The sequence below is a fragment of the Nocardia sp. NPDC004260 genome, assembly GCF_053603155.1.
Genome location: NZ_JBSGEZ010000027.1, coordinates 76,279 through 96,418 on the forward strand (window position 1 = coordinate 76,279; position 20,140 = coordinate 96,418).

Sequence of the window (20,140 nt, forward strand, 5' to 3'; positions counted from 1 at the left end):
AGCCCCCGCGCATGGCCGGAGCGAAGGCGGAGGTACGCCTAGATCTTCAACTCGCCCGCGACTCGCTCCAGGCGGCTTTCGGTGTAGGAAGCGATCTGGTCCACCACGACGCGCACGCGGGCGGTGTCATCGGTGGCGGCGTTCCAGAACGGCAGCAGCAGCGGATCGAGTCTGCTGGGAGCGGTGGCCAGCAAGCGTTCGGCCACGGCGAGGATGCGTTCGCGCTGGGCGGCCTGCCGCAGCCGGTGTGCCGGGTCGGACATCACATAGCGCAACGCGACCGTCTTCAGCAGCGCCACCTCGGCGGCGACGATGCGCGGCACCTCCAGATCCGCGTTGTACCGGGACAGCGGTTGCGGACCGGACACCTCTTTGGTCGCCATGATCGCGGCGGTGGCGAAGCGGCCGACGAGCTCGCTGGTGAGGCGCTTCAGCGCGACCGAAGCGGTGAACGTGCCGTCGTATCCGGACGCGGCCGCGACCACCGGAAGTTCCGACAGCCGTTGCGCGGCGGCGATCAGCTCGTCGGCGGCCAGCGAGTGCTGGAACTGGCCGAGCGCGGCCAGCGCGTCCTGTTCGGCGGGGTCGGCCAGCGCGCGCAGATCGATCCGGCCCGCGAGGACGCCGTCCTCGACGTCGTGCACCGAGTAGGCGACGTCGTCGGACCAGTCCATGATCTGGCATTCGAGGCTGCGGCGCCGGTCCGGCGCACCCTTGCGGATCCACTCCAGGCGCTCGGTGTCGACCTCGTAGGCGCCGAATTTGGTGCCGGGACCGGTTCGCCCCCAGGGATATTTGAGCGCGGCGTCGAGTGCGGCGCGAGTGAGGTTGAGGCCCGCGCTGGCGCCGTCGGCCTCGAGCACCTTCGGTTCGAGGCGGGTGAGGATGCGCAGGTTCTGCGCGTTGCCTTCGAACCCGCCGAAGGCGTCGGCGAAGGTGTCGAGGGCTTTCTCGCCGTTGTGGCCGTAGGGCGGATGGCCGATGTCATGGGCCAGACCGGCCAGATCCACCAGGTCCGGATCACAGCCGAGGCCATCGGCGATGCTGCGGCCGATCTGGGCGACCTCCAGCGAATGGGTCAGCCGAGTGCGCGGGGTGTCCGCCTCTCGCGGACCCATGACCTGCGTTTTGTCCGCCAGTCTGCGCAGCGCCGCGGAGTGCAGCACGCGGGCCCGGTCGCGGGCGAATTCGGTCCGGTGGCCGGTCTCGAACTCACTGCGCGGCGGTCCGAGCCCCGCGGTCTTGGCGCCCTCGACGACGAGGCGTTCGGTGTCGTGATCGGTGTATCGGGCGCTCATCGAGCCTCACTGTCCCGCCGTGTAGGTGAAATCCGCCGAGAAGTGGGTGAGCTGGTACCACAGCAGGGCGCCGGTCTCCCTGGCGATGCCGTGCGCCTGGGATTCCCGCGTGTAGACGGCGGGACCGGTTCTGGTGGGGGCGGTCCACGCCGCCAGCCCCTCGTCGCGGGCCATGGTGCGGGTGCGCAGCGAATGCCAGGGATCGCTGACCAGCACCGCCGACGACATGTCCCGCGCCCGCATCGCCGTGACCACCGCTTCGATGCTGCGCAGGGTGTCCGATCCGGTTTCCACGGCGAGGATCTTGTCGGCCGGCACGCCGCGCGCCTGCAAATAGTTCTTGCCCGAGGCGGCTTCGGTGAACAGATCGCCCTCCTGCTTGCCGCCGACGGTGATGACGCGCGGAGCGACACCCGCCCGGAACAGCTTGTACGCCTGATCGAGTCGCGCCTCGAACACCGAGGACGGCGTTCCGGAGTACTGCGCCGCGCCGAGCACGACGATCGCGTCGGCCTTCGTGTAGTCGTCGATGCGCGCGACCTGCCACACGCGGAAGGCGGTCCCGCCGACCAGAAGCGCGCCCATCACGACGGAGCCGACGACGAGCCGCCGGGTCCAGCGCAGCAACCCGGCGCCGAAGCCCTGTGGGCGGGCATGTTCGGGCGCCGGGACGGCTCGGGTGCGCATCGTTGGCAAATTCACTCCCCAAGTCTGCCAAAAGCCGCGCAGGCCACGGACCGGTTACCGTCAGGGGCGGTTACCAGCCGCGGTCTCGCCAGGCCGGAAGGCTGGGACGCTCGGCGCCCAGGGTGGTGTCGTCGCCGTGGCCGGGGTAGACGACGGTGTCGTCGGGGTAGCGGTCGAAGAGCTTGGCCGAGACGTCGGTGAAGAGCGAGCCGAAGTCCTCCGGGGAGGTGGTGCGCCCGACGCCGCCGGGAAACAGCGAGTCCCCGGTGAACAGGTGGGTGCGTCCCGCCCCGTCGGTGAGTGCGAGAGTGATCGACCCCGGCGTGTGGCCGCGCAGGTGGATGACCTCGAAGACCAGATCGCCGATGGTGACGGTGTCGCCCTCGGCGAGCAGCCGATCGGGGCGGACCGGCAGCGGGTCGGCGTCGAGCGGGTGCGCCGCGGTAGGAGCGCCGGTGGCCGCGGTGGTCTCCCGCAGCGCCAGCCAGTGGTCGCGGTGCTGATGGGTGGTGACGATCAGCTGGACCTGCCCGGGCGCCTCCTGCTCGACGAGGGCCGCGATGCGGGGCGCCTCGTTGGCGGCGTCGATGAGCAGGGCCGCGCCGGTGCCGGTGCACTGCACCAGGTAACAGTTGTTGTCCATGCCGCCGACGGACATCTTGAGGATGCGGGCGCCGGGGACGTCGCGCTGCTGCGGATTCGAATCCGGTGAGACGTGGCCGCTGTAGGGGCGATCGATGCTGATCACGAAATGATGCTAGCGAGCTAGATTCGTGCCATGTCACTGCCGTCGCGGATCCGCTTCGTCCGCTTGCTCGCGATCAGCGTCCTCCTGGCCGCGATCGCCCTGGTTGGCGCTCCGACGATCGCGGCGGAACCGCCGCTACGGATGACCACCTATGTGGAGAATCCGGCCGGTGTGCTCGACCAAGGTCAGCGCGATCGGGTGCGCGGTGCGGTGGACCAGCTCTACGCCGATCAGCAGCTGCGGCTGTGGGTGGTGTACGTGCGCGACTTCGACGGGATGCAGCCGCGGGACTGGGCCAGGCGCACCGCCTCGATATCCGGGTTCGGCCAACGCGACCTGCTGCTCGCGGTCGCCACCGAGGATCGCGCGTATTGGCTGGAGGGCGAAGTGCCCGGCGAGATCAGCGATACCGAACTCGACGACATCCTGATCGGCCGCGTCGAGCCGGCCCTGCGCGACGGACGCTGGGCCGACGCGGGGGTCGCGACCGCCGACGGACTGGACGCGGCCATGCGCGGCGGCGGGGTGAACGTCGGCGCCCTGCTCGTCATCGGCCTGCTGGTGATTCTGGTGGCGGGCGGCCTCGTCTGGTACGCGCGCAGACGACGTCGTGGACGGTTCGATGCCGAGCTGGCGGCGGCACGGCAACTGGATCCGGAGAACGCGACGGCGCTGGCCGAACTGCCGTTGGAAGCGCTGCAAACCCGCTCTCGGGAGACGCTGGTGGAGATCGACAACGCGATTCGCACCAGCGGCGAGGAACTCGAGCTCGCCACCGGCGAGTTCGGCGCCACCGCGACCACGCCCTTCCGAACCGCCCTCGACAAGGCGAAAACCGCTGCCGCCGCGGCGTTCGCGATCCGGCAGCGCCTGGACGACGCGATCCCGGAGACCCCCGACGAACAGCGCTCGCTGCTGGTCGAGCTGATCGGCAAGGTGGGGCGCGCCGATCGCGAACTCGACGCACAGGTCGCGGAATTCGACGCGATGCGCGACCTGCTGCTCAACGCTTCGGCTCGGCTGGACGCCCTCACCAGGGACGTCGTCGACGTGACCGCCCGGATTCCCGGCTCGGAAACCGAGCTGAGCCGGCTAGCCGCCACCCATCCGGCGAGTGTGCTCGCGCCGATCGAGGACAACGTGCGGATGGCACGCGAGCGCCTGGCGTTCGCGGAGCAGAACGTCGACGCGGGACGTTCCGCGCTCACCGAGCCGGTCGGCGAGCAAGGCGGCGCGGTCGCGGCCATTCGTTCCGCCGAGGCCGCGATCGGGCAGGCTCGCTCCCTGCTCGACGCGGTCGACAACGCGTCGAGCGCCATCCAGCAGGCCCGCGACGGCCTGCCGGGTGTGCTGGACGAGTTGCGCCGCGACCTCGCCTCGGCCGCCGAGTTCGCCGACTACGGCGGGCCGGAACTGGCCGACGCCCGCACCGCGGCGCAGTCCGCTCTCGAGCAGGCGACGGCCACGGGCGACATCGATCCGCTGAGCGCCTTCCACGACGCGGTCACCGCCGACGCGGATCTGGACCGCGCCGTCGCGGGGGCCACCGACCGCAAACTCGCCGCCGAGGACCTGCGCCGCAGACTCGATCGAGCGCTCACGGACGCCCGCGCCCGGATCGGTGCGGCCGCCGATTACATCGGCACCCGGCGCGGCGGCATCGACGCCGAAGCGCGCACCCGCCTGTCGGAAGCACAGCGCAACCTCGATGAGGCGCAGCGGTCGAGCGCGAACGATCCCGCCGACGCACTGCTGCGCGCGCAGGCGGCGGCGGATCTGGCCGGGCGCGCGCTCCGAGCGGCGCAGGCCAGCGTGCGGGCATGGGAGGCGGTCCGGGCGCCCGCCGGCAGCGCCCAGACCGGGGCGGTGCTCGGCGGCATCCTGCTCGAAGGACTGCTGCGCGGGGCGGCGAGCGGGGCTCGGCACTCCAGGGGCGGCTGGAGCCCCGGCTCGTACGGTGGTTCCTCCGGTTCCCGGCGGATCGGCCGTGGCGGCAGATTCTGACACCGCGTGCGGCGATGGACCGGGATTCAGCGGCCCCCTGCCGCCGATAAGGCGGTCAGCTCGGCCCGCACCGCCTCTGGGAGGCCGTCGGCGTGTGCGCCGCCGCCGAGCACACCGACGGTCAGCTCCTGCGCGAAGGTGTACACCAGATAGGTGACCGCGGCCGACGCGCCCGCGGACGGACGAGGATGCGCCGAGACGTAGACGATCTCGTAGTCGGTGAGCTCGAGCGTGGCAGGTGTGCGGAACATCGGGACGACGCCGGTATTGGTCACCGCGATATGTCCGGCCAGCGAATGAATCCTGGTGGCACCGTAGTATTCCGGGAAGTGCAGCACGGACTGCTGCACGACGCCTTCGGACAGGTCGCGCGTCAGCCGATCCGAAATGCGCTGTGCCAGTTCGACCGGGCTGGCGGCCGGGTCCACCTCGGCCGCGAAGGAAGCCAGCCCGGCCATGTTGGTACCCGCCGAGGCGGCGACCGGCGGCTCCAGCCTGTTGCGCAGGTCGACCGGATACAAGCAGCCCAGAGTTTTTGCGCCGCCGCCTGTCTCACGAGCGTACGCGCGCAGCAGTGCGGCGGTGAGCAAACCGTTCACCGTCACACCGGTCTTGCGTGCGAGATCGGCGATCTGCGCTGTAGCCGCCCGGTTGAGCCGCACGCGTACCGGACGGGCGAGCGTACTCGGCGCGGGTTTCGCGTCATCGGACGGCACGTTCCGCGCCTCCGGCGGAAGCGGCTTGGTCACCTCCTCGAATCCGGACTTGGCGGCGGCGGTGATGCCCCGTTCCGCCGCATACCACTCCAAAGATTGCGGGAGCGGTTGTGGTGCAACGTTTATCGGGCGACCTTCGGCAACGCCGGTATAGAAATCCCATAGTCGGGACAGCAGTTCCACACAGTAGCCCGCGTCGGCGACGCTGTGGTGAGCGAACAGCGTGACACGCCACTCGTTCGCGCCCGAGCCCACGACGTCCAGATAGGCCAGCTGGACCGCCGGATCCATCGCGGGAACGCCGATCGCCGCCAGGTCGCCCTCGCGCACGGAAACCGGGATCCATGCCGTCTCGTCAGCGCCGAACAGATATCCCAGTCCCGCAGCGTCTTCCACGATTCTGCAGCCGATCACCGGATACCCGCGCCGCAAGGTCGCGAATGCCTCCCGCAGCGCCCTCACATCGAGCGCTCCCCGTACCGACACCGACCGGCCCGTGTAGGTGCCATGCCGAACGAACCGCTGCTCCGACGGCGCCAGCACGCGAATCGGAGCTTCCTCATCCCACAACACACGGCAAGGGTGCGGCACTACCGGCACGGGTGCAAACCGACCGGGCGGATGCGGAAGACTGCCGGTATGAGTCTCGCGGCGCATCTGGAGCAGATCGGCCTTCCCGCGGTGGAGGAACAACTCGCCCATCCCACCGTGCTCGGTATCGCCGAGGGCACCCTGCCGGAACCGGTCTTCCGGTCCTGGCTGGAGCAGGACTACCTGTTCCTGCTCGACTACGTCCGGGTGTTCGCCCGCCTCGCATGGCAGGCTCCGGCAGCCCATCTCGGCGACCTGGTCGACCTCGCGCACGCCACCTACCACGAGGAGCTGTCGCTGCACCGCTCGCTGGCCGCCGAGTTCGGCGCGGACCTCGACGGCGCGGTCAAAGGCGCTCCGTGCACCGCGTACACGGCGTTTCTGCTGGATTCCGCCGCGTCCTACGGCGAAGGTCTCGCCGCGCTCTACCCGTGTATGTGGGGATACTCCACGCTCGGCGCCCGGCTCGCCCAGCATCCGCCCGCCGAACCACGCTACCGCCGCTGGGTGGACACCTACGCCGATCCCGGATTCGCCGCCCTCACCCGCCGCTGCGCCCAGATGATCGACGAGTCCGGGGTCGATCCGGTGCGGGCGCAAGAGCTGTTCCGCGAAGGGCTCCGGCACGAGCTGGCGTTCTGGGACGTTCCGCTCCGACCCTGATCCCCGGACGAATTCCTCGGTCCGCCGATGACTCCTACCGGGCGGCTCCGTCTACCTGTACAGAGCACTGTCCCGGCATCGAGGAGACCCTTATGAACCGCCCCACCGTCGCGTCACGCGAGGAATGGCTGGCCGCGCGTATCAGCTTGCTGGCCGAGGAAAAGGCGATCACCCATCGCATGGACGAGCTGGCGGCGAAACGCCGCGCCCTGCCGATGGTCGCGATCGACAAGGAATACGTCTTCGAAGGTCCCACGGGCCGCACGACCCTGCCCGAACTGTTCGACGGGCGCCGCCAGCTCATCGTCTACCACATGATGTGGCGCTGGGATCTGGACGCGGGCTGTCCGAGCTGCGCGATGCTGCTCGACAACGTCGGCCACCTGGCCCACCTGAACGCGCAGGACACCACCTTCGCGGCCGTGTCACGCGGTCCGTGGGAGACGCTCGACCGGTACCGCGAGCGCATGGGCTGGACCTTCCCGATGTACTCGTCGTTCGACAGCGACTTCAACTACGACTTCCATGTCACCCAGGACGAATCCCGCGCACCGGTGGAATACAACTACCGAAGCAAGGCCGAGCTGGAGGCACGCGGCCACAGCTATCACGGAGAAGGTGAGCAGCCCGGCACCAGCGTCTTCTGGCGTGACGACGACGGCGCGGTGTTCCACACCTATTCGTCCTACGGCCGTGGCGGCGACATCCTCATCGGCACCCACCAGTACCTCGATCTCACGCCGTTGGGCAGGCAGAAGCACGTCGGCGAAGCGGTGCACCACGACAGTTACGGCAAGGCGGAATCCCATTGCCACTGACGACCACTCCGCCCCACCGGCCGAGTGGACCTAGGCTGACACGGTGAGTCAGGAGCACATGCGGGCGTCCGACGCCGATCGCGAGAAGATCATCGACCGGCTGCGCCTCGCGATGAACGAGGGCAGGCTGTCGCTCGCCGAATTCGATGACCGGCTGCAACAGGTATACGCCGCCAAGACCTACGGCGAGCTGACGCCGTTGCTGTCCGACCTTCCCGCGCAACGGGACTCGCAGCCCGCGCGCGCCAAGGGCATTCCGCAGTGGATCACGATCATGTGGACGCCGTGGGTGTTCGTGAACGCGTTGTGTGTGGCGATCTACCTGGCCACCGGCGCGGGCTACTTCTGGCCGTTCTGGGTCGCGGTGCCGTGGGGTCTCGCGTTGCTCATCCCGACCACGATCGGCATCGTCACCCGCAAGAACAGCTGAACGACAGCGCCCCGTGGCCCATCGGCCACGAAGCGCCGCGTCGTAGCTCAGGCGCCGATCAGGTGCTGAGCCAGGTAGCCCTCGACCTTGTCCAGCGCGATGCGCTCCTGGGTCATCGTGTCGCGTTCGCGGATGGTCACCGCCTGGTCGTCGAGCGTCTCGAAGTCGACCGTGATGCAGAACGGCGTGCCGATCTCGTCCTGGCGGCGGTAGCGGCGGCCGATGGCGCCCGCGTCGTCGAACTCGACGTTCCAGTGTTTGCGCAGCTGCGCGGCCAGGTCTTTCGCCTTCGGCGTGAGATCGGCGTTGCGCGACAGCGGCAGCACCGCCGCCTTCACCGGCGCGAGGCGGCGGTCCAGGCGCAGCACCGTGCGGGTGTCAACGCCGCCCTTGGCGTTGGGCGCCTCGTCCTCGGCGTAGGCGTCGACCAGGAAGGCCATCAGCGAGCGGGTGAGGCCCGCCGCCGGCTCGATGACGTACGGGATGTAGCGCTCGTTGGTGGTCTGGTCGAAGAAGCTCAGCTCGGTGCCGGAGTGCTCGGAGTGCGTCTTCAGGTCGAAGTCGGTGCGGTTGGCGATGCCCTCCAGCTCACCCCATTCGTTGCCCTGGAAGCCGAAGCGGTACTCGATGTCGGTGGTGCCCGCCGAGTAGTGCGAGAGCTTGTCCTTCGGGTGCACGAACAGCCGCAGGTTCTCCGCGTCGATGCCGAGGTCGGTGTACCAGGAGAACCGCGTCTCTATCCAGTACTTGTACCACTCCTCGTCCTCGCCCGGCTTGACGAAGTACTCCATCTCCATCTGCTCGAACTCGCGGGTGCGGAAGATGAAGTTGCCCGGGGTGATCTCGTTGCGGAAGCTCTTGCCGATCTGCGCGATGCCGAACGGCGGCTTCTTGCGCGCGGTCGTCATCACGTTGGCGAAGTTCACGAAGATGCCCTGGGCGGTCTCCGGGCGCAGGTAGTGCAGGCCCTCCTCGGACTCGATCGGGCCGAGGTAGGTCTTGAGCATCATGTTGAAGTCGCGCGGCTCGGTCCAGCGGCCGACGGTGCCGCAGTTCGGGCAGGCGATGAGCTCCATCGAGACCGTGTCGGGGTCGTCGATCTTGTTCTTCAGCGCGTACGCCTCCTGCAGGTGGTCCTGCCGGAAGCGGTGGTGGCAGTTGAGGCACTCGACCAGCGGGTCGTTGAACACGCCCACGTGACCGGAGGCGACCCATACCTGACGGGGCAGGATCACCGACGAGTCGAGACCGACGACGTCCTCGCGGGCGGTGACCATGGCGCGCCACCACTGCTTCTTGATGTTCTCCTTGAGCTCGACGCCCAGCGGCCCGTAATCCCACGCCGACTTGGTGCCTCCGTAGATCTCACCGCACGGGTACACCAGACCCCGGCGCTTGGCGAGGTTGGCAACGGTGTCCACCTTCGACTTGGGTGCCACGCGAGAATTCTCCATCCACTGCGAGTCGGAATTTGCCTTGCATGGACACAATAGTTTTGTGTCATAGCCGCGATTGCGCCCAGCCTATCGGCAGCGTCCGCGGCGGTTTCAACCGCACGGTTCGGCGCGCCCGTTTGACATGCGCACCTGTGCATACGCAAACTGGTAATGCTTTCCATTAAGGAGTTGGGACATGACCGCCGAGACCGCCGCGGCACCGCCGCACAACCCGTATCGGGCGCCGGGACCGGCGCCGGTACCCCCGCGAACCGTGCTGGAGGACGCGGGTGAGCTGTTGCGGGCGCTGGCCGCGCCGGTTCGGATTGCTATCGTGCTGCAGTTGCGCGAATCACCGCGGTGTGTGCACGAACTGGTCGACGCGCTCGGTGTCACGCAACCACTGGTCAGTCAGCATCTGCGTATCCTCAAGGCCGCCGGTGTCGTGCACGGCGAGCGTTCGGGTCGCGAGGTGCTCTACGAACTCGTCGACGACCATCTGGCGCACATCGTCGTCGACGCCGTCGCGCACGCCGAGGAAGGGTGATTCGTGCCAGACAACACGGCCGTTCCGCAGAAACCGGTCGGCATCCGCAGCACCAGGCAGCGCAGCGCCATCGCCGCGCTGCTCGGTGACATCGATGAGTTCCGCTCCGCCCAGGACCTGCACGACGAGCTGCGCAAACGCGGCGAGGGCATCGGGCTGACCACGGTCTACCGGACGCTGCAGTCGCTGGCCGACGCGGGCATGGTCGATGTGCTGCGCACCGACTCCGGCGAGTCGGTCTACCGCCAGTGCTCCACCGGCCATCATCACCACCTGGTGTGCAGGCATTGCGGCCGCACCGTGGAGGTGGAGGGCCCGACGGTGGAGGCGTGGGCCGAGGCGATCGCGGGCGAGCACGGCTTCACCGAGATCAGCCACACCCTCGAGGTGTTCGGCACCTGCACGGCATGCGGGACGGCGCGCCGACGCGACCGGTGATCGCACCGATTCCCGGCGTGTCGGGTTAACGCGGCCGCGACCAGCGGAGATTCACCGGCGAGATCCTCGGAAACCGGGCCGATCCGGACTCGGTACGAAGGATCCGCCATCTGCTGGGGAGGCAGCGTGTCAACGATCACCGACTCATCCGTACGCCCGGTGCGCCGCCGGGCCGTGACCGTCGCCGGGGCCGCGCTCGTCGTGGCCTCGGCGCTGTTGCTTTCGGCGTGCCAGGACGAGGACGGCATTCCGGTGGCGGTCCCGTCGACCACCGCCGCCGGAGTCGCCGCGGAGCCGGGCGCGGCGAACGGGCAGTCCACCGTCCGCACAGTCGGCAAGACCGGCTGGTACGACGGATTCGACATCACTGTGGACAAGGCGACCGTGGTGCCGGACGAATACGGCGGCGCGAAGGTGCGCATCGACATCACCTACAAGAACACCACTCTCGACAACCACACGCTGAGCATCACGCCTTCGCTGCTGGTCGGCAAAGAAGTGGACGGTGGCGCGATCTTCGACAGCCCGACGGTGCCCGGCAACGGCTCCGCCACCGGCACCGCGACCACGTCGTTCAAGTCGGCCAAGGACGCCCAGCACCTCATCGACACGATGACCGTCGTGTACGGCGCGGCCGCCGACAACCAGACCAAGATTCCGCTCGCCGCGGCGGGCAAGGTGGACAGCGTCCAACCGAAGGCGCTGGCCGTCACCGGCACCCTCGTGCAGGACCAGACGACCATTCAGGTCACCGGCGGCCGGATCAGCCCGAGCTACACCGAGAGCGAGAACGGCAAATCCGATCTCGCACTGCGCATCAAGCTCGTCGGCGGGTCCGGCATCGCCGCGGGCGGCACGAACATCTACTACGACTACTTCACCGTCCGGACCCCTGACGGCCAGACCGTGGCCGCCGACATCCGGGGCCCGATCAACGAGTTGCTCAACGCGAACGAGACCATCGACAACCCGAAGAACTACGTGGTCTTCGTGGTGCCCTCCCCTGGCACCGGCCCCTACACGGTCACGTACAACGCTCAAAAGCAAGAGGGCGCTGCCACCGCGCCCACCCTGTCGTTCACGGTGGGCTGAGCCGACCACCCGGAGCCGTGGCGCCACACGAGGACGAGAACGCTGCGGCGATGGGCAAAGCGCTGACGGCGGGCCGCACTCCCGCGAGGGCGGCCCGCCGCGGTGACGGATTCAGCCGACCGGGATCGCGTCCCGGTCCGCAGCATGCGCCTCGGCCGGACGACCGCGCACCGCGGCCACAGCGAGCAGCGCGAACGCGACCGCGCTCCAGATCAGCAGTACCAGTAGCGGTCTGCTCGCGCCGATGCCGCCGAAGAACGCGACCGAGCGCAGCAGCGACGCGGCGGCGCCGGGCGGCAGCCACTGGCCGACGGCGCCCCACGGCTGCGGCAACAGCTCCGGCGCCGACGTGGCCGCGGAGAAGGGGTTGCCGACCAGCAGCATGGTGAGCGCGGCGATGCCGATGCCTGCTCGCCCGAGCACGGCGCCGAGCCCGACCACCGCGCCCGCGACCGCGAACGACACCAGCCCGCCGACCGCCGCGAGCACCGGATACGACCCGGGCACCACCGACAGCCAGCCATGGATGATCGCCATGCCGAGCAGTCCGCCCGCGACGCCGAAGGTGACCAGTCCGAGCACTTTGCCGCCGATCGACGGGACCAGCAGTGCCAGGAGCACACCCGCCGCGATGCCGGACATCACCAGCGGCAACACCATCGCGCCGAAGGCCGCGCCCCGTGGATCGTCGGAGTCGGCCGCCACCACGTCCTCGACGGCAACGGCGGGCGCGCCGGAGAGCTGCTGCCCGATCTGGGTGAGTTGCTGTGCGACAACGGCACTCGCGCCGGAGGCGACCAGCATGCGCGGCGGCCCGTCGCCGGTGACGATCGCCCCGTAGACCTCCCGGTTCCGAATGGCGGCGCGGGCGGCGGCCTCGTCCGCGGGGGTGCTGATCTCGAAGGCGCCCGGACTGTGCTCGGCGAGCTTGCCGGTGACCATCGCCGCCTGCGGACCGGTGACGGCCAGCGGCAGGTCACGGGGCGCGATGTGCGCGGCGGGCCAGGCGAACGCTACCAGCATCAGCGCTTGGAGCAGGGTGGCGCCGAGGCCGATCGCGAACGCCCGCTGCGTGGTGTTCATGGCCTTCTCCCTAAAAATCGAATGCTCGTTCTTTTAGTTGCGCCTACCGTCGCATGAGGCCATGCGCTTGTCAAGAACGGATATTCGTTTTATTTTGGGCCCATGCCCCGAGTCAGCGAAGAACACCTCGAACGCCGCAGGCAGCAGATCATGGACGCCGCACGGCGCTGCTTCGCCCGCAAGGGGTTCTACGAGACCTCCATGCAAGACGTGTTCGCGGAATCGGGCCTCTCGGCCGGTGCGGTCTACCGCTACTTCAAGAGCAAGGACGAACTGATCACCGCACTAGCCACGGAGACGACGGTGGCCTTGCGCATCGCCATGGACGAGGCGATCCGCCGCGATCCGCTGCCCACGCCCGCCGAACTGATCACCATGATCGCCGAGGAGGTGGTGCGGCGCAGCGGGCCCGACGGGCCGGTCCGACTGGCGCCGCAAGCCTGGGCCCTGGCCCTGGTACATCCCGAGGCGGCGGTGATGGTCCGCGAGACGATGCTCGCGATGCGCGCGCTCTGGGTGACCTACGCCGAACGCATGCGTGACAAAGGCTGGCTACCCGAAGACGCCGATGTCGACGCCGTGGCCAAGGCGATCATCGGACTGCTGCCGGGATTCATCCTCCAGCACCTCATCCTCGGCGATCTCGACCCGCAAACGCTGGCGATCGGCGTGCGCACCCTGCTCCCCTACGGCGAGCCCGCGCGTCCGAGAGTCGGCTGACCCGCCCGTCACAGCCAGCCGAGACGTTCGGCCGCGCGCACCGCTTCCGCGCGCGTGCTCGTGCCGGTCTTGCCGATCGCCGACGAAAGGTGGTTGCGCACCGTGCCTTCCGACAGGTGCAACCGCTTGGCGATGGCGCTCGCGGGCGCGCCGTCGGCCGCCGCGACGAGCACCTCGCGTTCTCGCGCGGTCAGCGGGGAGGTGCCCGCCGTCAACGTTTCCGCGGCCAGGCCCGGGTCGATCACCCGCAACCCCAGCTGTACGCGCCGCACGGCGTCGGCCAATTCCCTGGCCGGAGTGTCCTTGACGACGAAACCGCTCGCGCCCGCGTCGATCGCGCGGCGCAGATATCCGGGCCTGCCGAAGGTGGTGACCACCAGAATCCGCACGTCCGGGTGGGCGGCGTGCAGTTTCTCGGCCACCGTGATGCCGTCCATCCCAGGCATCTCGACGTCCAGCAGCACCACGTCGGGACCGGTCCGGTCGACCGCGTCGAGCACCTCGTCGCCACGCCCGACCTCGCCGACCACCTCCAGGTCGTGCTCCAGCCCGAGCAGCGCGGCCAGCGCGCCGCGCACCAAAGCCTGGTCGTCCGCCAGCAACAGCCGGATCATGGCACCCGCTTCCTATTCCGGGATCGTGGCGCGAATGCGCACGCCCCCGCCCTCCGGCGTCGACAGCGTCAGTGTTCCACCCGCGGCGCGCACGCGCTCCCGCAGCCCGGCCAGCCCCGAGCCGGACGCGCCGTCGGCGGGGAGGCCGCGACCGTCATCGACCACCTCGATGGACGTCGCGGTGACGGTCACGGCGCAGCGGCGCGCGGCGCTGTGCCGGATCACGTTGGTGACCGCTTCGCGCAGCACCCAACCCAGCAGTTCGCCCGACGGTGTGTCCGGCAGGCTCGCCGGCTCCGGCAGTTCCGCGTCGATGCTCGCGGCGGCCAGGGCGGTCCGCGCGTTCGCCAGCTCGCCGCGCAACGACACCTCCCGCAGGCCTCCGACGGTCTCCCGCACACCGGCCAGCGCTTCGCGCGCGAGCCGTTCGATATCAGCCAGTTCGGTCCGCGCACGGTTCGCGTCGACGTCGAGCAGTCGTTGGGCGAGTTCGGTTTTCACGGTGATGACGGTGAGCGAATGGCCGAGGATGTCGTGCACGTCACGGGCGACGCGATTGCGTTCCTCGATGATCTCCAGTTCCGCGCGCTGCCTGCGAGCCAGCTCGGCGAGCCGGTCGCCGCGCAACCCGAGCTGTCTGGCCACCCACACGACCACGGGAATGAACGCGAGGTAGAACGGCGTCCCGCCCAGATGCCACGACGGCACCGCGAACGGGGCCACCAGCATGATCGTCATGATCACGACCACGACGACGGCCGAAGTGCGCAGCGGAAGCACGAACACGGCGACCACCGCGACGTAGAGCGCCGTGGGCAGACCGTCCCCGCCGAGCAGCGCCCCCATCGTCACGGACAACGCCGCCATCGCGGCCAGCAGCAGCCAGGCCCTGCGGTCGACCGGTAAGTCGTCGGGCGCGCCGTCCTTGGCGTACCTGCGGAACGCGACGAACGCGACGACGATCAGCGCGGCGAACGCGAGCACGCAGGCGATGGCGGCCACCGCCTGCGCGGGCTCGCCCTCGGCCCAGCTCCGCCTGATCGGTCCGATCAGATAGGCCAGCCAGACCAGCGACATGACAGCGCCGAACCAGCCCCTGCGCCGTCCATCGGGACCGAACGACTGCCAGCCGAGCATCCCGTCCACCAGACCGGCGGACCTTCTCGGCCGCGCGTCGCCCGCTGTCTTCACGTCCATGCGCCACCTCGCTGCGGCCGGGCGGGACGAAGGCGGCGGTACACGGCTCGCCGGTCGTGGTCGATCATGGGAGGCGACGCTACCGGCACCGGTTCGCCCGGGATCGCGCATACGTCGCGGCCATGAGCACATCCGGACCGCACGCACTGTCCGCCGACGCCACGGAACGCCGTCCGACCGCTCCGGCCGCGCGCGGCGGAACCGGCCGTCCGGGTGGACGACCGGTAGCCCGACCGGCGTTCAGCGCGCAGTGTCACGCCGGAACAACGCGGCCCCACCGAACACGAAGACCGCCGACCAGACTGCGATATCGACCACCGCCCCGACGACCGACCCGCCGCCGGTGTCGCCGAACGGCAGCCGGGCCAGCGTGGCTACGCCATTGGTTGGGATCACCTTCGACACGGTGGCGAACCAGCCGTGCAGCGGCATGAACAGCCCGCCCGCGAACGACAGCGCCGCCAGCACCGGACCGAGCAATTGCATCACGTTCTCCGACGGCAGCAGATAGCCGACGAACAGGCCGAAGGCCGCGAACACGAGCGAGCCGACCCACGCGAGCAGGAAGCACTCCACCCACGCGGCGGGCGTCAGGTGGGCGCCCAGCGCCGCGCCGACCGCGAACACCGCGGCCACCGAGATCAGCCCCAGCATCATCGCGACCACGGCCTTGACCGCGATGTACGCCACCGGCCGCAGCGGTGTGAGCCGCAGCTGGCGGCTCCATCCCTGCGCACGCTCGACCGCGACCATCGCGCCGCCGCTGGTGGTGGCCAGCATCGCGCCGTACACCGCGATCGACACCATGACGTAGCCGGTCACGTTGCCCGAGCCGTAGGACTGGGTCCGGTAATCGGATTGCAGTCCGAAGATGACGAAGAACAGCGGCGGCATGATCAGCGTGAAGATCAGGGTCCGCCGGTTGCGCAGCATGCGGCGCAGTTCCAGGCGCAGGAAGCCGAGGTTGAAGCCGCCGAGCGTGGTGGCGACGGACCGGAAGACGAGGGTGATCATGTCAGTGATCTCCGGCCGTGGTCAGCGCGAGGAAGGCGGTTTCCAGGTTGTGCGCGGTGATCTCCAGATCGACCGCGGCGGTGTGGTTCAGCAGGAATCGAGCGACGGCGTCGGAGTCCTTGGCGCGCACCAGGATTCGATCACCACGCAACTCGACGTCGTCGACGCCGGGGATCACGAGCAGCCGAGCGGGGTCCGCGCCGGGCAGGGTCGCGGCGACGGTACGGCCCGCGGCCAGGTTCTTGATCTCGGCCGCGCTGCCGTCGGCGATGACCCGGCCCGCGCGCACCAGCACGATGCGGTCGGCGTAGGCGTCGGCCTCGTCCAGATAGTGCGTGGCGAACAGGACGGTGCGGCCGCGCCGCGAATCCTCCCGCATCGCGTTCCAGAACTCCCGGCGCCCTTCGACGTCCATGCCGGTGGTGGGCTCGTCGAGCACGATCAGCTCCGGGTCCGGCAACAACGCCAGCGCGAACCGGAGTCGCTGGCGCTGGCCGCCGGAGCACTTGCCCACCATGCGATCCGCGATCCCCGCGATGCCCGCGCGGGCGAGCACCTCCTCGACGGGGCGCGGACTCGCGTGCAGAGTGGCCACCAGCCGCACCGTCTCCGCGACTGTGAGGTCCGGCAGCAGGCCACCGGATTGCAGCACCGCGGCGACGCGGCCTGCGGAGACGGCTCGCTCCGGCGCCGTGCCGAAGACCGAGACGGTGCCCGAATCCGGACGCGCCAGGCCGAGGAGCAGGTCGATGGTGGTGGATTTACCCGCGCCGTTCGGACCGAGGAAGGCGACGATCTCCCCCGGCTCGATCACCAGGTCGAGCCCGTCGACGGCGTGCACCACGCCGGCCGGGGTGCGGAAACTCTTGCGCAGGTCGCGCAGCGCGACGGCGGGCGCGGGCCGCGTCCGGCTTCCGACCGCGGTGGTCGTTGCTGAAGTCATGCCTCTACGGTCGCGGGAAACCCGCCCCGGAACCTCGCACGACTGTCACGACTTCGGCATGACAGATGTCATGCCCTCAGGGCAGCAGACCCTGCCTGGCGCGGCTCGCGTTGGACAGCACGAGCAGCAGCATGGTGGTGAGCGCCTTGTCGTCCAGCCCCGCGGCGGGGAAGGTGTAGCGCAGGATGACGTCGGCGAGCTTGCCGTGGCCGATCACGGTGAGCGAACCGAACTGCAGCGCGTTGTTGCGTTCGGCGACCCGCTTGTGCAGCTGCGGTTTCAGCTGGCGATCCCAGGCCAGCACGCAGGTGAGGCTCAGCACGTCCAAGCCCGGCGCAAGATTCACCGCGCGCAGCGACGACAAGGCGCCCTCGTACTCGAAGCCGAGCGACCCTTCGGCATCGACGCGCACGTCGATGCCGTAACTCGACAGGCAGGCCCCGGCCCGTGCCTGCAGTTCCCGGTCCGGGGTCACCGCCGCGTCCATGTCCGCGCCCCCGCTCACTTCGTGCCGCCGAAACGGCGGTCCCGCGCGGCGTACTGGAGGCATGCCTCCCACAGGTTGCGGCGATCGAAATCGGGGAAAAGCGTGTCCTGGTAGACGAATTCGGCGTAGGCGGACTGCCAGATGAGGAAATTCGAGCTGCGGAACTCGCCCGAAGGGCGCAGGAACAGGTCCACGTCCGGCATATCGGGTTCGTCGAGGTATTTCGCCACCGTCGCCTCGGTGACCTTCTCCGGGTCGATCTCGCCCGCCGCCACCCGGCGCGCGATCTCCCTTGCCGCGTCGGCGATCTCGGCGCGGCCGCCGTAGTTGACGCACATGGTCAACGTCATCACCGTATTGTCCTTGGTGAGTTCCTGGGCGACCTCCAGTTCCTTGATCACGCTGCGCCACAGGCGCGGTCGCCGCCCCGCCCAGCGCACCCGGACGCCCATCTCGTTCATCTCGTCGCGGCGCCTGCGGATCACGTCACGGTTGAAGCCCATGAGGAAGCGCACCTCCTCGGGGCTGCGCCGCCAGTTCTCGGTGGAGAACGCGTACGCCGACAACCATTTGACGCCGATCTCGATGCAGCCCTCCACGGTGTCCATCAGCACCGCCTCGCCACGCTCGTGCCCGGCGGTGCGCGGCAATCCGCGCTCCTGGGCCCAGCGCCCGTTGCCGTCCATGACGAGCGCGACATGGTTGGGTACCAGCTCCGGCGGCAGCTGCGGCGGCCGAGCTCCCGACGGATGCGGCGCGGGCGGACGCACGGCGCCCGCGGGCTCGGGGTCGGTCGCGGTGGCGGAGTCTCGGCGGAGGATCACGGCCTCTATCCTGCCTGATCGCCCCCGCCGCTCCCACTGCCCCGTTGCTTCCTCACGAATTCCACGGTTCCGACCGGCACCGGTGACTTATTCTTTCCATATCGTGATACTGGGGAGGGGTTTCTCGAACGTGACCGATTTACCAGGGACCGGAACCGCGGCGGGTTTCCGTGCCACTCGTGAGTTGCTCGGCCTCCCGGTCCCGTGGTGCGCGCGGTTCTTCGCGGTCGCGGAACGCACCGTCGAGCGGTGGGAGAAAGGGGCCTTCCAGATCCCCGACATCGTGGCCCGCGAACTCGCCGCCATCGCGGACGAGACCGAACAGGTGGTCGAGGCCATGGTCGACGCCATCGACGCCGGGGAGATCTCCCCCCGCCTGCACACCTACCGGACCAACGACGACTACTCCAAGCATGAGCCGGACACGCGCTACCCGGCCACATGGCATCGTGCCGTGTGCGCCCGCGTCATGAACGAGTTGCCACAGGTAGAGCTCCAATTCGTGGAGTAGGCGGCTGCCTCGCCTTCGCTCGGCCCGGCGCGGGCCGAGGACGGGCTCCGCCCGACAGCGCCCTCTCCTGCGGCTGCCTCGCCTTCGCTCGGCCCGGCGCGGACTGAGGAACAGGCTCCGCCCGACAGCGCCCCCTCCTGCGGCTGCCTCGCCTTCGCTCAGCCCGGCGCGGACTGAGGAACAGGCTCCGCCCGACAGCGCCCCCTCCTGCGGCTGCCTCGCCTTCACTCGGCCCGGCGCGGACTGAGGAACAGGCTCCGCCCGGCAGCGCCTCCCCCGCGACGGCCTCGCCTCAGCTCGGCCCGAGGACGAGTCCCGACCGGCAGCGCCTCCTCTGCGGCTGCCTCGCCTCCACTCAACCCCGCGCGGCTACATGCGGAGTTCGCGCGGCTGTGTCCTTGGATCGCTCGATCAACGGCAGGGTGCGCAGCTGACGTTCCAGATGCCACTGCAAGTGCGCCGCGACCAGCCCGCTGGCCTGCCTGCGCACCGCCTCGGGCGTCGCCTCGACCTGCTCCCACTCACCGCGCAGCAACGCCACCAGCAGATCGAGCACCCCGGGGGCGGGCGTCGCCGCACCCGGTGGACGGCAATGCACGCACACCGCGCCTCCGGCCGCGACATGGAAGGCCCGATGCGGGCCCGGTGTCGCGCACTTGGCGCATTCGTCCAATGCGGGCGCCCAGCCCGCGAAACCCATGGCGCGCAACAAGAATGCGTCCAGGATCAGTTCGTGCGGGCGCTGTTTGGCCGCGATGGCGCGCAGGGCGCTCGCGGTGAGCGCGTGCAGCCGGGGCGCGGGCGCACGCTCCTCGCCCGCCAAGCGTTCAGCGGTCTCCAGGACGGCGCACGCGGTGGTGTAGCGCCCGTAGTCATCGATGATGTCGGCGGCGAAAGCCTCCATCGTGTGCACTTGGGTAACGGTGTCCAACGTGCGCCCGGGGTGCAGCTGCACGTCGATGTAGGAGAACGGCTCCAACCGGGCCCCGAACCTCGACTTGGTCCGCCGCACCCCCTTGGCGACCGCGCGAACCAGTCCGTGCTGTCGGGTGAGCAGCGTGACGATGCGATCCGCCTCGCCCAGCTTGTGCTGGCGAACCACTACCGCCTCGTCCCGATACAGCCGCACGAGTGGAGTCTAATGCTGTGTTTGTTTTCCAGCGCCTGCGGCGCTGGGTGTTCGCGGCCCCCTTATGGCTCGCGTGTGCGCGACCGCCGCTTGCTCCTTCGTCGCCAAAGCGGGGGGCCCCCACACCCCCGCCCGGCCGCCCACCGAACA

22 protein-coding genes are annotated in these 20,140 nt (G+C 69.5%); 9 read left to right on the plus strand and 13 right to left on the minus strand.

Features of this window, described 5'->3' with window-relative positions; genetic code table 11:
* Positions 1-38 precede the first annotated feature (38 nt).
* The 3 genes from ACWEO7_RS17805 to ACWEO7_RS17815 form a co-directional block, all read right to left on the minus strand.
* Entirely contained in the window at positions 39-1,298 is a 1,260-nt protein-coding gene (locus tag ACWEO7_RS17805) for a deoxyguanosinetriphosphate triphosphohydrolase (RefSeq protein WP_452424536.1), read from the minus strand.
* A 6-nt stretch (positions 1,299-1,304) separates the two neighbouring features.
* Complete coding sequence (locus tag ACWEO7_RS17810; RefSeq protein ID WP_452424565.1) at positions 1,305-1,985, minus strand: YdcF family protein; 681 nt, start codon at positions 1,983-1,985, stop codon at positions 1,305-1,307.
* A 70-nt stretch (positions 1,986-2,055) separates the two neighbouring features.
* Positions 2,056-2,733 carry an MBL fold metallo-hydrolase gene (locus tag ACWEO7_RS17815; RefSeq protein ID WP_452424538.1) on the minus strand — a complete coding sequence of 226 codons (678 nt, stop codon included), beginning with the start codon at positions 2,731-2,733 and terminating at the stop codon, positions 2,056-2,058.
* A gap of 30 nt (positions 2,734-2,763) precedes the next feature.
* On the opposite strand from ACWEO7_RS17815, the gene ACWEO7_RS17820 reads away from it, so the two are divergent.
* Complete coding sequence (locus tag ACWEO7_RS17820; RefSeq protein WP_452424540.1) at positions 2,764-4,737, plus strand: TPM domain-containing protein; 1,974 nt, start codon at positions 2,764-2,766, stop codon at positions 4,735-4,737.
* Positions 4,738-4,763: 26 nt separating this feature from the next.
* Here the strand turns inward: ACWEO7_RS17820 and ACWEO7_RS17825 are convergent, their stop codons facing one another.
* Positions 4,764-6,026, minus strand: a complete 1,263-nt coding sequence (locus ACWEO7_RS17825; protein ID WP_452424542.1) for a phthiocerol/phthiodiolone dimycocerosyl transferase family protein — start codon at positions 6,024-6,026, stop codon at positions 4,764-4,766.
* Positions 6,027-6,092: 66 nt separating this feature from the next.
* Here ACWEO7_RS17825 and ACWEO7_RS17830 point away from each other — a divergent pair, with 66 nt between their 5' ends.
* The 3 genes from ACWEO7_RS17830 to ACWEO7_RS17840 all read left to right on the plus strand — a co-directional run bounded on the left by ACWEO7_RS17830 (position 6,093) and on the right by ACWEO7_RS17840 (position 7,955).
* On the plus strand, positions 6,093-6,707 hold the full coding sequence (locus tag ACWEO7_RS17830) for a TenA family protein (protein WP_452424543.1): 615 nt from the start codon (positions 6,093-6,095) through the stop codon (positions 6,705-6,707).
* Positions 6,708-6,799: 92 nt separating this feature from the next.
* Positions 6,800-7,525: a DUF899 domain-containing protein gene (locus ACWEO7_RS17835; protein ID WP_452424545.1), complete on the plus strand. Its 726-nt coding sequence runs from the start codon at positions 6,800-6,802 to the stop codon at positions 7,523-7,525.
* Positions 7,526-7,568: 43 nt separating this feature from the next.
* Positions 7,569-7,955: a DUF1707 domain-containing protein gene (locus tag ACWEO7_RS17840; protein ID WP_452424547.1), complete on the plus strand. Its 387-nt coding sequence runs from the start codon at positions 7,569-7,571 to the stop codon at positions 7,953-7,955.
* A 47-nt stretch (positions 7,956-8,002) separates the two neighbouring features.
* Here ACWEO7_RS17840 and ACWEO7_RS17845 read toward each other — a convergent pair whose 3' ends face one another.
* Positions 8,003-9,394, minus strand: coding sequence for a glycine--tRNA ligase (locus ACWEO7_RS17845; protein WP_355072494.1), 1,392 nt, complete (start codon positions 9,392-9,394; stop codon positions 8,003-8,005).
* 193 nt (positions 9,395-9,587) lie between these two features.
* Here ACWEO7_RS17845 and ACWEO7_RS17850 point away from each other — a divergent pair, with 193 nt between their 5' ends.
* The 3 genes from ACWEO7_RS17850 (at position 9,588) to ACWEO7_RS17860 (ending at position 11,468) form a co-directional block, all read left to right on the plus strand.
* A complete protein-coding gene (locus ACWEO7_RS17850; RefSeq protein WP_067801183.1) occupies positions 9,588-9,938 on the plus strand; it encodes an ArsR/SmtB family transcription factor in 351 nt (116 codons plus the stop codon).
* Positions 9,939-9,941: 3 nt separating this feature from the next.
* On the plus strand, positions 9,942-10,376 hold the full coding sequence (locus tag ACWEO7_RS17855; RefSeq protein ID WP_450015264.1) for a Fur family transcriptional regulator: 435 nt from the start codon (positions 9,942-9,944) through the stop codon (positions 10,374-10,376).
* Between the two features lie 126 nt (positions 10,377-10,502).
* Complete coding sequence (locus ACWEO7_RS17860; protein ID WP_452424548.1) at positions 10,503-11,468, plus strand: hypothetical protein; 966 nt, start codon at positions 10,503-10,505, stop codon at positions 11,466-11,468.
* A gap of 111 nt (positions 11,469-11,579) precedes the next feature.
* Here ACWEO7_RS17860 and ACWEO7_RS17865 read toward each other — a convergent pair whose 3' ends face one another.
* The gene (locus tag ACWEO7_RS17865; RefSeq protein WP_452424550.1) at positions 11,580-12,551 is read right to left on the minus strand and encodes a hypothetical protein; all 972 of its coding nucleotides are present in this window, start codon (positions 12,549-12,551) and stop codon (positions 11,580-11,582) included.
* A gap of 102 nt (positions 12,552-12,653) precedes the next feature.
* On the opposite strand from ACWEO7_RS17865, the gene ACWEO7_RS17870 reads away from it, so the two are divergent.
* Entirely contained in the window at positions 12,654-13,271 is a 618-nt protein-coding gene (locus tag ACWEO7_RS17870; protein ID WP_452424552.1) for a TetR/AcrR family transcriptional regulator, read from the plus strand.
* Between the two features lie 8 nt (positions 13,272-13,279).
* Here the strand turns inward: ACWEO7_RS17870 and ACWEO7_RS17875 are convergent, their stop codons facing one another.
* From ACWEO7_RS17875 to ACWEO7_RS17900, 6 genes are all read right to left on the minus strand, one after another.
* Positions 13,280-13,885 carry a response regulator gene (locus ACWEO7_RS17875; RefSeq protein WP_452424553.1) on the minus strand — a complete coding sequence of 202 codons (606 nt, stop codon included), beginning with the start codon at positions 13,883-13,885 and terminating at the stop codon, positions 13,280-13,282.
* A 12-nt stretch (positions 13,886-13,897) separates the two neighbouring features.
* A complete protein-coding gene (locus ACWEO7_RS17880) occupies positions 13,898-15,082 on the minus strand; it encodes a sensor histidine kinase (RefSeq protein ID WP_452424555.1) in 1,185 nt (394 codons plus the stop codon).
* Between the two features lie 240 nt (positions 15,083-15,322).
* Entirely contained in the window at positions 15,323-16,096 is a 774-nt protein-coding gene (locus ACWEO7_RS17885; protein ID WP_452424557.1) for an ABC transporter permease, read from the minus strand.
* Position 16,097: 1 nt separating this feature from the next.
* Positions 16,098-17,039, minus strand: a complete 942-nt coding sequence (locus ACWEO7_RS17890) for an ABC transporter ATP-binding protein (protein ID WP_452424558.1) — start codon at positions 17,037-17,039, stop codon at positions 16,098-16,100.
* Between the two features lie 76 nt (positions 17,040-17,115).
* Positions 17,116-17,526: a YbjN domain-containing protein gene (locus ACWEO7_RS17895; RefSeq protein WP_355072967.1), complete on the minus strand. Its 411-nt coding sequence runs from the start codon at positions 17,524-17,526 to the stop codon at positions 17,116-17,118.
* A gap of 14 nt (positions 17,527-17,540) precedes the next feature.
* Entirely contained in the window at positions 17,541-18,350 is an 810-nt protein-coding gene (locus tag ACWEO7_RS17900; protein ID WP_356964902.1) for an isoprenyl transferase, read from the minus strand.
* Between the two features lie 130 nt (positions 18,351-18,480).
* On the opposite strand from ACWEO7_RS17900, the gene ACWEO7_RS17905 reads away from it, so the two are divergent.
* Entirely contained in the window at positions 18,481-18,861 is a 381-nt protein-coding gene (locus tag ACWEO7_RS17905; protein WP_355072476.1) for an Aca2/YdiL-like domain-containing protein, read from the plus strand.
* 355 nt (positions 18,862-19,216) lie between these two features.
* Here ACWEO7_RS17905 and recO read toward each other — a convergent pair whose 3' ends face one another.
* Positions 19,217-19,990 carry a DNA repair protein RecO gene (gene recO, locus ACWEO7_RS17910; protein ID WP_452424560.1) on the minus strand — a complete coding sequence of 258 codons (774 nt, stop codon included), beginning with the start codon at positions 19,988-19,990 and terminating at the stop codon, positions 19,217-19,219.
* Positions 19,991-20,140 lie beyond the last annotated feature (150 nt).

Bases quoted from the DNA above. Each gene is read 5' to 3' on its own strand.
- ACWEO7_RS17875 (WP_452424553.1), bottom strand. From the start codon at position 13,885: ATGATCCGGCTGTTGCTGGCGGACGACCAGGCTTTGGTGCGCGGCGCG.
- ACWEO7_RS17885 (WP_452424557.1), bottom strand. From the start codon at position 16,096: ATGATCACCCTCGTCTTCCGGTCCGTCGCCACCACGCTCGGCGGCTTC.
- ACWEO7_RS17835 (WP_452424545.1), top strand. From the start codon at position 6,800: ATGAACCGCCCCACCGTCGCGTCACGCGAGGAATGGCTGGCCGCGCGT.
- ACWEO7_RS17880 (WP_452424555.1), bottom strand. From the start codon at position 15,082: ATGGACGTGAAGACAGCGGGCGACGCGCGGCCGAGAAGGTCCGCCGGT.
- ACWEO7_RS17890 (WP_452424558.1), bottom strand. From the start codon at position 17,039: ATGACTTCAGCAACGACCACCGCGGTCGGAAGCCGGACGCGGCCCGCG.
- ACWEO7_RS17810 (WP_452424565.1), bottom strand. From the start codon at position 1,985: ATGCGCACCCGAGCCGTCCCGGCGCCCGAACATGCCCGCCCACAGGGC.
- ACWEO7_RS17830 (WP_452424543.1), top strand. From the start codon at position 6,093: ATGAGTCTCGCGGCGCATCTGGAGCAGATCGGCCTTCCCGCGGTGGAG.
- ACWEO7_RS17850 (WP_067801183.1), top strand. From the start codon at position 9,588: ATGACCGCCGAGACCGCCGCGGCACCGCCGCACAACCCGTATCGGGCG.
- ACWEO7_RS17805 (WP_452424536.1), bottom strand. From the start codon at position 1,298: ATGAGCGCCCGATACACCGATCACGACACCGAACGCCTCGTCGTCGAG.
- ACWEO7_RS17820 (WP_452424540.1), top strand. From the start codon at position 2,764: ATGTCACTGCCGTCGCGGATCCGCTTCGTCCGCTTGCTCGCGATCAGC.
- ACWEO7_RS17870 (WP_452424552.1), top strand. From the start codon at position 12,654: ATGCCCCGAGTCAGCGAAGAACACCTCGAACGCCGCAGGCAGCAGATC.
- ACWEO7_RS17895 (WP_355072967.1), bottom strand. From the start codon at position 17,526: ATGGACGCGGCGGTGACCCCGGACCGGGAACTGCAGGCACGGGCCGGG.
- ACWEO7_RS17865 (WP_452424550.1), bottom strand. From the start codon at position 12,551: ATGAACACCACGCAGCGGGCGTTCGCGATCGGCCTCGGCGCCACCCTG.